Consider the following 13,907-nt stretch of genomic DNA (forward strand, 5'->3'; position numbering starts at 1 on the left):
AACGCACGTCCGAGGCCTTATGAATCCGACGCTGCTCATATCCAACGGTGAAAGCTACCACAGCCTTAGGTTACCAGGTGTCATACGTCCTTGACAGCGGACAGTGGATCGATGCTTAGCCCCGGGATCGGAAACCATATCGCCGTCCCGACCCTGTCGGGATTAGTGAATCCGAACTCTTGCTGCACCGAACTGTAGCGTATCCAACGCCATAGTTACCGGATTGTCAATGTCACGTCTCACCAGCGGCCGTGTTCCAGTCAATGTCTAGCCGTCTCAGCGGCGGAAACGAACGCCGTCCCGACCCTGTCGGGATATGAATCCGACGCTCTCACCAACTGAGCTACCACGCCATAGTTACCATGTCAATGTCTTGAAGCGGCGTGTTCGATGCAGCCCCGGGCGGAAACGAACGCCGTCCCGACCCTGTCGGGATATGAATCCGACGCTCTCACCAACTGAGCTACCACGCCATAGTTACCATGTCAATGTCTTGAAGCGGCGTGTTCGATGCAGCCCCGGGCGGAAACGAACGCCGTCCCGACCCTGTCGGGATATGAATCCGACGCTCTCACCAACTGAGCTACCACGCCGTAAAGAGTTGCCAAATATAAGGGTTTTTTGTCCAAAACGTGAACCGCCCCTCTTCATTTTTCCACGCCCTGTCGATTCTTCTTTTGAGGCTCCTGAAAATCGCCCTATTTTAGCGGTTCATAACCGCCAAAACAGCGAATAAACAAACATTTCTGCTAACCGATGGCAAAGAAAATTACAGAACGCGAAGAGGATTTTTCCCAGTGGTACCAGGACGTGATCCGGGAGGGCAAGCTGGCCGAGCACTCGCCGGTCCGCGGATGCATGGTGATCCGCCCCAACGGCTACGCCATCTGGGAGAACATGAAGCGCGCGCTCGACGGGATGTTCAAGGAGACGGGTCACCAGAACGCCTACTTCCCTCTCTTCATCCCGAAGTCTTTCCTGTCGAAAGAGGCCCAGCACGTGGAGGGCTTTGCCAAGGAGTGCGCGGTGGTGACCCACAGCCGGCTGAAAAGCGTGGACGGGGGCGTGGAAGTGGACCCCGAGTCGCGCCTGGAGGAAGAGCTTGTGGTACGTCCCACCTCCGAGACCATCATCTGGGATTCCTACAAGAACTGGATTCAGTCCTACCGCGATCTGCCCATCCTGATCAATCAGTGGGCCAATGTAGTGCGCTGGGAGATGCGGACACGCCTCTTCCTGCGCACCATGGAGTTCCTCTGGCAGGAGGGCCATACCGCACACGCCACCAAAGAGGAGGCCGTCGAGGAGACCGAACGCATGCTGGAGGTCTACCGCACCTTCGCCGAGGAGTACATGGCCATGCCGGTCAAAACAGGTCTCAAGACCGCCTCGGAGCGTTTCGCCGGGGCTGTGGAGACCTACTGCATCGAGACCCTGCTGCAGGACAACAAGGGTCTGCAGGCGGGTACCTCCCACTTCCTGGGACAGAATTTCGCCAAGGCCTTTGACGTAAAATTCCAGAGCTCCGAGGGCGAGCACGAATACGTCTGGGCCACCAGCTGGGGCGTCTCCACGCGTCTCATCGGGGGACTGATCATGACCCATTCGGACGACCAGGGACTGGTCCTGCCTCCCAAACTGGCCGATACGCAGGTGGTGATCGTCCCCATCTGGAAAAGCGACGAAGAGAAGGCGGAGGTCATGGAATACGGCGACGGCATCGTCTCCGAGCTGCGCGACCGCGGCATCTCCGTGAAAGTGGACGACCGGGAGAACATGAGCCCGGGCTGGAAATTCAACGAGCACGAGGCCGCCGGCATCCCCCTCCGCATCGCCATCGGTCCCCGCGACCTGGAAAACAACAACGTGGAGCTGGCCCGCCGCGACACCCTCGAGAAGAACATTGTGGACCGCCAGGGCATCGGCAAGCGCGCCGACGAGCTGCTCACGCAGATCCAGCAGGACCTCTACGACGCCGCCAGCAGGCGCATCGACGAAAATACCCATACGGTGGACGACTACGAGACCTTCAAGGAGATCATCGAGGAGGAGGGCGGTTTTGTCTACGCCCACTGGGACGGCACCGAGGAGACCGAGGCGCGCATCAAGGAGGAGACCTCCGCCACCGTCCGTCTCATTCCCCTCGAGGGAGGCGAAGCCGGCCAGTGTATGGTGACCGGCGAGCCCTCCGAGCAGCGCGTCCTCTTTGCCAAAGCCTATTAACCCACCCCGCGAGATGAGCACCCGGATCGTACCGCATCCCGAATGGATCCTGACGGCCGAGCAGGGCCGCAACCTGGACCGCCAGACCATCGAGCGGTTCGGCATCGACGGCTTTACCCTCATGGAGATGGCCGGCACCCACACCGCCCGGCGCCTGTTGGACTGCACGGTGCCAGGCGACAGCGGACTCCTGTTTTGCGGCAAGGGCAACAACGCCGGGGACGCCCTGGTGGCCGCCCGCTGGCTGCTGCAGCTCGGCCGCCCACTCACCGTGCTCTTCGTCAGCGGCACCGGCGATCTGAGTCCCAGCGCCGCCAAAAACCTGGAGCTTTTGCGCAAGGTTTCGGAGGAGGACAACGATGCCGCCGAGCTGCTTATAATCGACGGGTGGGAGGAGGCCTGGGAGAACTACTGGAGCCGCGCCGCCGCACCGCCCGCCGATTTCGACTTCATCGTAGACGGCATGCTGGGTACAGGACTCGACAGCGAGCTTCGCGCCCCCTACCCGGAAGCGGTCACCCTGGCCAACGAGGCGGGACTTCCGGTCTTCGCGGTGGATATTCCCACGGGACTTCATGCCGACCGCGGCGTGCCCCTGGGCGGGGCCGTCCGCGCCGATGAGACCCTTACCTACGGCACGCGAAAGCCCGGACTCTACCTCGGCGAAGGCCCCGAACACGCCGGACGCATTACCTTCTGCGAGCTCCCCTTCCCCAACTACATGAAAAAGGAGCAGGGGGTGAACACCTTCCTGATTGACCGCGGGTGGGTGGGAGAACCGGGACGCGAACCTGCGCGGCACAAGTACGAAAAGGGAGTGGTCTACGTGCTCGGGGGTTCCGAGGGACTCACGGGGGCCGCCCTGATGAGCGCGCAAAGCGCCTGGGGCGCCGGGGCCGGTGCGGTCATCTGGATCGCCCCCCGCGGCCTGCTGTCACGCGTGGAGGGGCGCCATCCACAAATCATCACGCGGCCTGTGGGCGAGGCGGGCGACCTCCGCTATACCGCGGCGCATGCCCGTGAAGCCCTGGCTATTATGAACGAGAAGCACGGAACGGCGCTGCTGGGACCCGGACTGGGACGCGCAGACGAAACACAGGAATTTGTGGAGAAGGTGGCCGGCACCTACTCTGGAGAGCTGGTCATCGACGCCGACGGCCTGCGGGCGCTGGCCGCAGCCGGCTTAACCCCGCCCGGCCAGGCCTCGTGGATACTTACCCCTCACCCAGGCGAGCTGGGCGACCTGCTCGGCAAAGCCCCCGATGGAGACTACGAACGCCTGCAGAGGGTGCGCGCCTGGGCGGCGGACCACGGCGTAACCCTCCTCTCCAAGGGTTATCCCTCCATCGTGGGAACATCGGACGGGAACGCCTATATCACAGGATACGACACACGGGTTTTCTCACGCGCCGGCTTCGGCGACGTACTGTCGGGCAAGATTGCCGCCCTTTGCGCGTTGGGACACCAGCCCTTGCAGAGCTGCTGTCTGGCCATGCTTGACGGCATCGAACGCGTCGCCGAGCTGAACGCAAGCGGCGGCAGGCATATTCCCGAACCTCTGGACCTGATATGAGAGAAACCGTCAAGCAGATCGTTGCCGAGTACCCCTTCCTGCTGCCCGCCGGCACCCTTCTGCTGACGGCGGCGGTGCTTTTCCTGACCCTTTCGCCGGCCGACCTGATCGGGGGACAGAGCCTGGGAAGCTACGACAAGACGGGCCATGTGATCATGTTTGGCTCGTGGACCTACCTCTTTGGTCTCTACCGCTACGTGAGCCAGCCCGACAAGCCCAGCCTTTTTACCATTTTCCTGGTAGGCGTACTCTTCGGCATCTCGGTGGAGGTGCTGCAGTTCCTGCTGCCCTTCGAGCGTAGCGCCGACCTCTTCGACATCGCTTTCGATGCCATCGGGGCCTTTATCGCCATCCTGGTGCTCCGCAAAAGCGTCTCCAACGAACTGCCTTTCAGCTCCACCTGAGATCCGACGCATCCTTTCACAGTTGACAATGGCCCGGGAATAGTGTTATTTATACTTAATGAATAATACTATTATGTTAAATAACATGTTATGAGAAAAACCCCCCAAGCAGACTTGCGGAAGTACCATACCCTGTTCATGGAGTTCGGCCTGATCCTCGTCCTGCTGGCCTTTATTATCGCCGCAAAGGTAGACCTGCGCGCATCGGCAAGCGACCTGGACCTTACCGAGGAGCAGGACTTGGTGGAAATGGAGGAAATTGAGCGCACCGAACAGGAAAAGAAGGCTCCGCCTCCGGAGCGGCCCCAGCTGCCCGTGGAGGTGCCCGACGACGAAATAATAGAGGATCAGCGTTACGATTTCAGCGCCGACCTGGACCTCTCTGAAGAACTTCCTCCCCCGCCCTCGGCCAACAGGAAGGACGAGGAGGATGAGCCCGATTATTTCGAAGCCGTGGAGCAGATGCCCCAGCCCATCGGGGGTATGAAAGCCATACATGATCGCATCCGCTACCCCAGGGAGGCCCTGCGCGCCGACATCGAGGGCACGGTGCACCTGAAGTTTTACGTCAACGAGAACGGCGAGGTGGAAGACCCCGAGGTCGTCCGCGGACTTCCGGGAGGATGTAACGAGGAGGCTCTCAGGGTCATAAAAAATACCCGGTTCACGCCTGGTATGCAGCGTGGACGCCCTGTGAAGGTACTCATGGGACAGGCGATACACTTTCGCATTAAAAATTAGTGGAATACACGCTAAGACGCTCACTGGTGCGTTATTCATGGTCACATCCGGATTGCAGGTGTCGGAAAACACCCCTTGCATACCGGGTGGAAAGTCATATCTTTTAGGACTTTTGTTCAGCCTGGCTGCCCCGCAGCCCTTATCGAAACCCGAAATGACTACGTACTATGAGTACTGAGAGAAAAAAGCCGGAAGCCGATCTCCGGAAGTACCATACCATTTTTCTGGAAGCCGGCCTTATCATCACCCTGCTTCTTTTCATCATCGCAGCCAAGGTCAACCTGACTTCGACCGGATCCGACATGGACCTGACCAGCGAACAGGAAATCGTGGAGATGGAAGATATCGTACAGACCAAACAGGAGGAGACCCCGCCTCCCCCGCCGCGACCCCCGGTACCCGTAGAGGTGCCCAACGACGAGGTTATTGAAGACGAAATTATCAACCTGGACGCCGACCTGGACCTCTCGGAGTCTCTTGACATGCCGCCGCCTCCGGGCAATGATGTTGAGGAAGAAGAAACTCAACCTGATTTCTTCGTGGCCGTCGAGCACGAGCCCGAACTGATCGGCACTCTTCAGGATCTGCAAAAAAAGATCGAATACCCTGAAAAAGCCAGGCGAGCAAGCATCGAAGGACAGGTAATTGTTCAGTTCATCGTCAACGTGAACGGCGATGTGGAATCCCCGGTTGTGATCCGAAGCGTGCACCCGCTGTTGGACGAGGCGGCCATTCAGGGCATAATGACGCATGCCAAGTTCCGGCCCGGCCAGCAACGGGGTGAGCCGGTACGCGTGCAGTTCAGCCTGCCCATCATTTTCCGCCTGAACAACTAGGCCTTCTCATCCATCCACCTTATACGGGAAGGGCGTCTCGACACTGGTCGTGACGCCCTTTTTTGTGCCTTATAAACAGGTCAAACCGTGATGGAACATCACGATCCTTAAAACGGTTTTAATAATAGAAACTAAACACATATTTTAAGCTCGTGAAAAGACAAAACTCAACTGCTGACGTTTTACGCGATTAACACAAGGAGGAAACCATGAGAAACGAACGAAAAAAACCCGAAAGCGATCTCAGGAAGTACTACACGGTTTTCCTAGAGGCGGGGCTGGTCGTCGTACTTCTTATTTTTATCGTCGCCATGAGAGTGGACTGGCGCGACACCGGTCCCCAGATGGACCTGACCGAAGAGCAGGAAGTGGTCGACATGGAGGATATTGTCCAGACCGAGCAGGAGGAGAAACCACCCCCTCCCCCGCGTCCCCCGGTACCTGTTGAGGTGCCCAACGACGAGGTGATCGAAGACCAGAACATCAACCTGGATGCCGACCTGGACCTCTCGGAGTCTCTTGACATGCCGCCGCCTCCGGGCAACGACGAGGCCGAGGAGGATACCGGCAATGACTTCTTCACGACCGTTGAGAACGAGCCCGAGCTCATAGGAACGCTCCAGGATCTGCAGAGCAAGATCAGCTATCCTGAAAAAGCCCGACGGGCAGCCATTGAGGGACAGGTCATCGTGCAGTTCATCGTTAACAAGAACGGCGAGGTGGAAAGTCCCAATGTGGTACGCAGCGTGCATCCCCTGCTGGACCAGGCCGCGATCGACGGCATCATGGAGCATGCCAAGTTCAAGCCCGGCCAGCAGCGCGGCGAACCGGTGCGTGTGCAGTTCAGCCTGCCAATTATATTCAGGCTGCAGAACTGATGCGTCAGATACGTTGAACGAAGTTTAACAACGATTGGAATCCCCTTCGCCCATCCGCGGAGGGGATTTTTTTATGGGTCCGTCCCCTGCCCTCCCTCCAGCAAAGCCCGAAAGGCGTCCAGCACCTCCACCAGGTTATCGTATCCCACCCGACTGCGCGCCTCAGCCAGGGGTACCCATGCCACGCGCTCGATCTGCTCTTCGCGCTGGGGGGTAAAAGCACCAAAGGGCTCCCCGTCCATGGCGTACCAGAAGGTTATCTTCTCAACGGCGCGGTCTTGCTCCCGGTAGCTGTGGAAGGTTTTGACCAGGAAGGCGGTGATGCGGGGGAGGCGGTCAAGTCCCACCTCCTCGGCCACTTCACGACGGGCGCAGTCCTCGTGCCCCTCCCCCTCCTCCATCTTGCCCTTGGGCAGGTCCCACACCCCGCGGCGGTGTATCAGCAACACCTCCACCCCGTCGGGGACGGGAGGTGCCATCTCGCCGTTTTCATACCTTCTAAACTCCTCCTTCCGCCGGAAGAGCACCCCGCCGGCGGCCTGAAGTTGCAGGGGCGTCACTCCTGCTGGTCTCCCGCGCCGGCATCCCCCGGGGAGCCCGCACCGTTCTCCTGGTTATCGGCAAGAGCCTCGTCTCCGGCCTCCTTCTCATCGGCATAGTTGAGCCGCAGGTTGTTGAGCGTCTGGCCGAGGTAGTTTTTCAGCTCTTTCGGCAGATTTCCCTCCGTATACTTCTGAAGCATGACGAGGGTGTCGATGGCGAACTTGGCCGACTTCATCTCCCGCTCCACCTTGTCGGTGCTGGGATTCTTGATCTTGCCCATGCCCATCATGGCGATCTGCTGGTGCTGCTGGATGAGCATCATGAGGAGCAGCTGGTCCTGCTGTTCCTCCGAAAACTTGTCGGTATCGAAATTCATCTGATCCATGATCTTCCGTGTCTGGTTGGCGGGTGTTCCATGCTGCGGCTAAAAATACCCAACAGCAGCTGCAGTTTCATAATTTACTTTAAAGTTTCGGGTTCTACCGCTACCTTGGGACTCCCTGAAAAACGCAGCCAAACGGATCCCCATTCATGGCACGCATTCATCCTTTCCGGGCCCGCCGGCCCGACCCGCAGCAGGCGCCTGACGTTGCCAGCCTCCCCTACGACGTGGTCAGCGCGGAGGAGGCGCGCGGGCTGGCCGAAGGCAAACCCCACAGTTTCCTGCACGTAATCCGTCCTGAAATCGACCTGCCCGAGGGCACCCCCTTCGACGACGACCGGGTCTACCGCCAGGGCGCTGAAAACCTGCAGGACCTGTTCGAGAATGGCGTGCTGCGCCGCGACACCGACCGCGCCGTCTACCTCTACCGGCTGGTGCGGGGGGGACGTCCGCAGACCGGCGTCTTTACCTGTGTGTCGGTGGACGAATACGACCGCGACCTGATCCGGAAGCACGAGCTGACCCGTCCCGACAAGGAGGACGACCGCACCCGGCATATCCTCACCCAGTCGGCCCACGCCGAACCCGTCATGCTCACCTTCAAGCCGAAGGACAAGGTGGGCAAGCTGATGGAGGAGGCGCAGCGCGAGCGGGACCCCCTCTACGATTTCGAGGCGGAAGACGGCGTGCGCCACACCCTCTGGAAAATCACCGATACCGCCCCCTGGGAGGAAGCCTTCGGGGAGGTCCCCCTGCTCTACATTGCCGACGGACACCACCGCTGCAAAAGCGCCAGCCGCGCTGCGGCCGAGCTGGAGAAGGGCGGCGCCGGGGAGGAGGGCGAACACCGTTTTTTTCCCGCGGTTCTCTTTCCCATGGACCAGATGGAAATTTTGCCCTACAACCGGCTGGTCTACAAGGTGCCGGCGGATTTCCGCGAGACCCTGGAAAAGCGCTACCGGGTGGAGCCGTCGGAGCATCCCGCCCCGGGCGGCAAGGGTTCGGTCTGCCTCTACCACCGCGGGACGTGGCTGCGCCTGGAGCTACCGCTGGATGAGGACCCCGGTCCCGTACAGCGCCTGGACGTCTACCGTCTGCAGAAACACGTGCTGGAGCCCATGCTGGACATATCTGACCCGCGGCGTGACACCAACATCACCTTTGTGGGCGGCATCCGCGGCACCGATGAATTGCAGCGCCGCGTAGACGACGGCGAGGCCGACCTGGCCGTGAGCATGTATCCCACTGCCATCGAGGAGCTGGTGGCCGTGGCCGACGCGGGCGAACTGATGCCTCCCAAATCGACCTGGTTCGAACCCAAACTGCGCTCGGGCCTTCTGGTGCACACCTTTTAACCCAAGCCCTCCCAACCCCCACAGCCATGACCCGCGTTCACAACTTCAGCGCAGGACCCGCCGCCCTCCCGCAGCCGGTCCTTGAGAAAGCGCAATCGCAGCTGCTCGACATTGCCGGCACCGGCCGTTCCATCATGGAAATGAGCCACCGTTCGGCCCTCTACAGCGAAGTGGACCACCAGGCCAAGGTGCGCCTGCGCGACCTGCTGGGACTGGGAAGCGAATTCGAGATCATGTTTCTTCAGGGCGGGGCCAGCTCCCAGTTCATGATGCTGCCCATGAACTTCCTGGAGGAAGAACACACCGCGGGCTACCTGGATACCGGACGATGGTCGGCCAAAGCCATTACCGAGGCGCGCCGCTTCGGGCAGGTGGACGTGCTCTTCAGCAGCGAAGACGACGCCTACCGGCGTGTGCCGGAAGCGGGTACCTTCGAGGTGGACCCCCAGTGGACCTACCTCCACTACACCTCCAACAACACCGTGGCGGGCACGCAGTTCCCCTACGAACCCCATGCCGGGGAAGTGCCCCTGGCCTGCGACGCCTCCTCCGACCTGCTCTCCCGCGCAATCACCCCCGATACGTACGGGCTGATCTATGCAGGCGCACAGAAGAATGTTGGACCCGCGGGCGTGACCATCGTGATTATCCGCCGGGACTTCCTGGAGCGCTCGCGCGTCTCCGGGGAGATTCCCACCATCCTGCGCTACCGCACCCACGCCGAAAAGATTTTCAACACGCCACCTGTGTTCAATGTCTACATGGTGGGGCTGGTGCTGGAGTGGCTGCAGGAACAGGGAGGCGTAGCACATTTCGAAGAGCTGAGCCACAGAAAAGCGGGGCTCATCTACGAGGAGATCGACCGCGACGGCTTCTACGAAGGAGCGGTGGAGGCTGGCTCGCGCTCGCTGATGAACGTCACCTTCAGGCTGGCCGACCGCGCCCTGGAGGAGCGCTTCCTGGAAGAAGCATCCGAGGAGAAGCTGATGGGGCTCAAGGGACATCGCAGCGTGGGCGGCGTGCGCGCCAGCCTCTACAACGCCGTTCCCCTCGCCTCGGCCGAGGCCCTGGCGCAGTTCATGCGCAGCTTCCGCGAGCAATACGGCTAGCCTCAGGCCAGTCCCATAAGCCGCAGGAATCGCTCCATGGCGTTGGGCACGAAGAGCATCAGGTAGAGCATGCCCCAGACCGCCCCGGAAAAGTGCGCTTCGTGGTTCACCTTGCCCCGCGCCTGCTTGCTTTCGTACATGCTGTAGATCAGGTAGAGCACGGCGAAGACGAAGGCGGGTATGGGGATGGGTATGAGCAGGAGGTAGAGATTCTCGGTGGGATAGAGAAAGATGAAGGCGAAGAGCACCGACCCCACCGCCCCGGAAGCCCCCAGGGTGGCGTAGTTGGGGTTATTGCGGTACTTCACCAGGGAGGGAATCCCCGAAATGACCAGCCCGGAGAGGTAGAGCCCCATAAAATAGGCCGGTCCCAGCGTCTGCTCCATTACCGTCCCGAAGAAGTAGAGGGTGAACATGTTGACGAACAGGTGTCCCAGGTTCACGTGGAGAAAACCGGAAGTGATGAGCTCATACCAGGTGTTCTCCCTCACCGTCCGGTAGGGCTTCAGGTAGCCAGCCTTCAGCAGGGGAGGCCAGACGTAGAGGGCCAGCAGCGAAGCCCCGACGTTGACCGCGATCAGGTAGAAGGTCAGCGAAGAGGTCAGGTCTAAGGAGTTCATGGAACGCAGGTTAATTCAGGCGGAAGATAGAGAAGCCTGTGCATCGAATCCACCGCGCCGACCGGCCGGGACGCCTGCCGCCGCACGCCCCTTTTCCCTTGATTGCGTTGGCGTACAATGCTTATATTTCCGTTTTGCCCGGCTCCGGAAAGGCGACCGGGTTAAGTCCCGATTTCAGCCAATGTAGCTCAGGGGTAGAGCAATGCTCTCGTAAAGCATAGGTCGTCGGTTCGAATCCGACCATTGGCTCCAACGCATTCCTGCAAGAACCCTCTCATGGCACCATACCGGACATTCCTGCCTGTTCTTCTGGTGTTGAGCATCCTGCTGAGCGGCTGCGGACTTACCAGCCGCCTGGAGCGGGAGACCGAGCGGCGACCCGATTCCCCCGGCGACGGCGCGGCCGACGCACGCGAGGTTTCCGGCCTGCGGCCGGGCGCGATGATCGAGGAGGGCGTCGCCAGCTGGTACGGACCCAACTTCCATGGCAAGCTGACGGCCAACGGGGAGGAGTACGACATGCACGGCCTCACCGCCGCCCACCGCACCCTGCCCTTCAACACCCTGGTCCGTGTGCGCAACACCGACAACGGGGAGACGGTCACCGTGCGCATCAACGACCGCGGCCCCTACGCCAAGAACCGCGTCATTGACCTCTCGCGCGGCGCGGCGGAAGAGATCGGAATGATCGGTCCCGGCACCGCCCCGGTGGAGCTGTTCCTGGTGGAAGGCGACCTCTCCCGCTCGCGCATCACCGACCTTACCCGTCCCACCTACACTGTACAGCTGGGCTCCTTCAGCACCGAGCAGCAGGCCTTCGCCCTCTCGCGCAAGGTACAGGGTTCGCGCGTGGAGGAGGCAAGCGTGGGCGGACAGACCCTGTGGCGCGTCTACTACGGCACCTACGTGGACCGCGGGAAAGCCGAATCGAAGCGTCGCGAACTGTCCGGCCGCGGCGTACAGGGTTACGTGAAACAGCTGGAAAACAGCGCGCCGGAGCCCTGATCATCCCGTACCAAAGCTCGCCATGTCCAAAGACATCATTGTAATCGGAAGCGGTTTCGGGGGACTCGCCGCCGCTTCGCGCCTGCTCTCCCGGGGTCACCGCGTGCGCCTCTTCGAAGCCCGCGACGACCTGGGGGGACGCGCCTATACCTACCACATCGACGGTTTTACCTTTGACGGGGGACCCACCGTCATTACCGCGCCCTTTCTCTTCGACGAGATCTTCGAGGCGGCCGGCCGGCGCCGCGAGGACTATTTCGAACTGATTCCCTGCGATCCCTTCTACCGCATCTTCGGTCCCGGCGGCAGGATCTTCAACTACAACGGGGATCACGACTTCGTACTCTCTGAAATAGAAAAGGTCAATCCCTCCGACGCGGAAGGCTACACCCGCTTCCTGCGCTCCACCCGCGATATTTTCCAGAAGGGTTTCGTGGAACTGGCCGACCAGCCCTTTCTAAGTCTGTGGGACATGATCAAGGTGGCGCCCGACCTGCTGCGCCTGAAATCGCACCAGACCGTCTTCGACTACGTCTCCCGCTACATCGAAGACGACTTCCTGCGGCAATGTTTCTCCTTCCATCCCCTGCTGGTTGGAGGAAATCCCTTCGACACCACTTCCATCTACGCCATGATCCACTACCTGGAGCGCGAGTGGGGGGTCTGGTACGCGAAAGGAGGAACGGGGGCCATCGTGGAGGCCCTGGGACGGCTGATCCGCGAGCAGGGCGGGGAGATCCGCTGCCGGGCCGAGGTGGACGAAATCCTGGTGGAGGACGGCCGGGCCCGGGGCGTGCGCCTGACCGACGGCAGCGAGCACCGCGCCGACCTGGTGGTCTCCAACGCCGATGTGGCCTACACCTACAAGCACCTGGTGCCGGAGCGCTGGCGAAGCACGTGGACCGACCGCAGGATCGAACGCATGCGCTACAGCATGTCCCTCTTCGTGATCTACTTCGGGACCGACCGCAGGTACATCGACAGTGGACTGGCCCACCACAACATCATCCTGGGCGAGCGCTACGAGGAGCTGCTGTCCGACATCTTCCACGACAAGAAGCTGGCCGAGGACTTTTCCCTCTACCTGCACATGCCCACCCTGACCGACCCCTCCCTGGCCCCCGAGGGACACGAGGCCTTCTACGTGCTCTCTCCCGTGCCACACCTGGACAGCGGCACCGACTGGACCGAAAAGGCCAGCCCTTACCGCGACGCCATCATAAACTTCCTGGAAGAGAACTACCTGCCGGGGCTGCAGGAGCACATCGTGGCCGAACACCACATCGATCCCCTTCACTTCCGCGACACGCTCAACAGCTACAAGGGATCGGCCTTCAGCGTGGAGCCCATCCTGACGCAGTCGGCCTGGTTCCGTCCCCACAACCGCTCGGAAGACATAGAAGGGCTTTACTTCGTGGGAGCGGGCACCCATCCGGGAGCGGGATTGCCGGGGGTGCTCTCCTCAGCCAAAATCACCGAAAGTCTTATAAGTCAGAAAGTCTGAAAAGTCGAGAAGTCGGCGGACTTCCAGACTTTAAGACTTTCCGACTTTATAGACTTTAAAGACTTTCTTGGAGTTGATTCCAGTCGTCGAGGAAGCGCTGGAGCCCCCGGTCGGTGAGTGGATGGTGAAGCAGCTGCTCGATCACGTTGAGGGGCATGGTGGCCACGTGGGCACCCAGGCGCGCAGACTCCAGCACGTGCATGGGATGGCGGATGCTGGCGGCCAGCACTTCGGTTTCAAAGCCGTAATTGTCGTAGATGGTCACCACGTCTTCGATGAGCTGCATACCGTCGTCGGAGATGTCGTCCAGCCGTCCAATAAAGGGAGAAATATAGGCGGCGCCCGCCTTGGCGGCGATCAGCGCCTGCGTAGCCGAAAAACAGAGGGTGCAGTTGACCCGGATACCCTCGTCGCTGAGGGTGCGGATGGCCTTGATGCCCTCCTTGATCAAGGGCACCTTCACCACCACGTTGTCGGCGATGTCGGCCAGGTGACGGGCCTCCTTGACGATCTCCTCGTAACCGGTGGAGACCACCTCGGCGGAGACGTCGCCGTCCACCATGTCGCAGATCTTTGCAATGTGTCCCTCGAAATCTTTGACGCCGATCTTGGCGCAAAGGCTGGGGTTGGTGGTCACCCCGTCCAGGACGCCCAGGTCGTTGGCTTCCCGAATTTCATCCAGATCAGCGGTGTCGATAAAAAATTTCATGAGCGCGGGTCCCTGTTTGTTGGCA

Annotated in this window: 14 protein-coding genes and 1 tRNA gene; 11 read left to right on the plus strand and 4 right to left on the minus strand. The window is 60.7% G+C overall.

Annotation, left to right across the window (positions count from 1 at the left end):
* Positions 1-756 precede the first annotated feature (756 nt).
* The 6 genes from proS (at position 757) to U5K31_05950 (ending at position 6,655) form a co-directional block, all read left to right on the plus strand.
* A complete protein-coding gene (gene proS, locus U5K31_05925; GenBank protein ID MDZ7772266.1) occupies positions 757-2,223 on the plus strand; it encodes a proline--tRNA ligase in 1,467 nt (488 codons plus the stop codon).
* A 13-nt stretch (positions 2,224-2,236) separates the two neighbouring features.
* Complete coding sequence (locus tag U5K31_05930; protein MDZ7772267.1) at positions 2,237-3,796, plus strand: NAD(P)H-hydrate dehydratase; 1,560 nt, start codon at positions 2,237-2,239, stop codon at positions 3,794-3,796.
* On the plus strand, positions 3,793-4,200 hold the full coding sequence (locus U5K31_05935; GenBank protein ID MDZ7772268.1) for a VanZ family protein: 408 nt from the start codon (positions 3,793-3,795) through the stop codon (positions 4,198-4,200). Before U5K31_05930 ends, U5K31_05935 begins: the two co-directional genes overlap by 4 nt.
* 114 nt (positions 4,201-4,314) lie before the next feature.
* Positions 4,315-4,941: a TonB family protein gene (locus U5K31_05940; protein MDZ7772269.1), complete on the plus strand. Its 627-nt coding sequence runs from the start codon at positions 4,315-4,317 to the stop codon at positions 4,939-4,941.
* Positions 4,942-5,108: 167 nt separating this feature from the next.
* Positions 5,109-5,777 (plus strand): energy transducer TonB, encoded by a 669-nt coding sequence (locus U5K31_05945; GenBank protein MDZ7772270.1) that lies wholly within the window; start codon positions 5,109-5,111, stop codon positions 5,775-5,777.
* Between the two features lie 209 nt (positions 5,778-5,986).
* Entirely contained in the window at positions 5,987-6,655 is a 669-nt protein-coding gene (locus U5K31_05950) for an energy transducer TonB (GenBank protein ID MDZ7772271.1), read from the plus strand.
* 71 nt (positions 6,656-6,726) lie between these two features.
* On the opposite strand, the gene U5K31_05955 is transcribed toward U5K31_05950, so the two are convergent.
* Positions 6,727-7,215 (minus strand): NUDIX domain-containing protein, encoded by a 489-nt coding sequence (locus U5K31_05955; GenBank protein ID MDZ7772272.1) that lies wholly within the window; start codon positions 7,213-7,215, stop codon positions 6,727-6,729.
* Complete coding sequence (locus tag U5K31_05960; GenBank protein MDZ7772273.1) at positions 7,212-7,583, minus strand: DUF1844 domain-containing protein; 372 nt, start codon at positions 7,581-7,583, stop codon at positions 7,212-7,214. The genes U5K31_05955 and U5K31_05960 overlap by 4 nt, the downstream gene beginning before the upstream one ends.
* A gap of 146 nt (positions 7,584-7,729) precedes the next feature.
* Here U5K31_05960 and U5K31_05965 point away from each other — a divergent pair, with 146 nt between their 5' ends.
* Positions 7,730-8,935 (plus strand): DUF1015 family protein, encoded by a 1,206-nt coding sequence (locus U5K31_05965; protein MDZ7772274.1) that lies wholly within the window; start codon positions 7,730-7,732, stop codon positions 8,933-8,935.
* Positions 8,936-8,961: 26 nt separating this feature from the next.
* Positions 8,962-10,044, plus strand: a complete 1,083-nt coding sequence (gene serC / locus U5K31_05970; GenBank protein ID MDZ7772275.1) for a 3-phosphoserine/phosphohydroxythreonine transaminase — start codon at positions 8,962-8,964, stop codon at positions 10,042-10,044.
* A gap of 2 nt (positions 10,045-10,046) precedes the next feature.
* Here serC and U5K31_05975 read toward each other — a convergent pair whose 3' ends face one another.
* Positions 10,047-10,664, minus strand: coding sequence for a rhomboid family intramembrane serine protease (locus tag U5K31_05975; protein MDZ7772276.1), 618 nt, complete (start codon positions 10,662-10,664; stop codon positions 10,047-10,049).
* 177 nt (positions 10,665-10,841) lie between these two features.
* On the opposite strand from U5K31_05975, the gene U5K31_05980 reads away from it, so the two are divergent.
* From U5K31_05980 to U5K31_05990, 3 genes are all read left to right on the plus strand, one after another.
* Positions 10,842-10,916: transfer RNA gene (locus tag U5K31_05980), tRNA-Thr, on the plus strand.
* A gap of 24 nt (positions 10,917-10,940) precedes the next feature.
* A complete protein-coding gene (locus U5K31_05985; GenBank protein MDZ7772277.1) occupies positions 10,941-11,669 on the plus strand; it encodes a septal ring lytic transglycosylase RlpA family protein in 729 nt (242 codons plus the stop codon).
* 22 nt (positions 11,670-11,691) lie between these two features.
* Complete coding sequence (locus U5K31_05990) at positions 11,692-13,173, plus strand: phytoene desaturase (protein MDZ7772278.1); 1,482 nt, start codon at positions 11,692-11,694, stop codon at positions 13,171-13,173.
* Between the two features lie 55 nt (positions 13,174-13,228).
* Here the strand turns inward: U5K31_05990 and fsa are convergent, their stop codons facing one another.
* A complete protein-coding gene (gene fsa / locus U5K31_05995; GenBank protein MDZ7772279.1) occupies positions 13,229-13,882 on the minus strand; it encodes a fructose-6-phosphate aldolase in 654 nt (217 codons plus the stop codon).
* Between the last annotated feature and the right edge of the window lie 25 nt (positions 13,883-13,907).

The sequence above is a fragment of the Balneolaceae bacterium genome, from assembly GCA_034521445.1.
Classification (GTDB): Bacteria; Bacteroidota; Rhodothermia; order Balneolales; family Balneolaceae; genus JAXHMM01.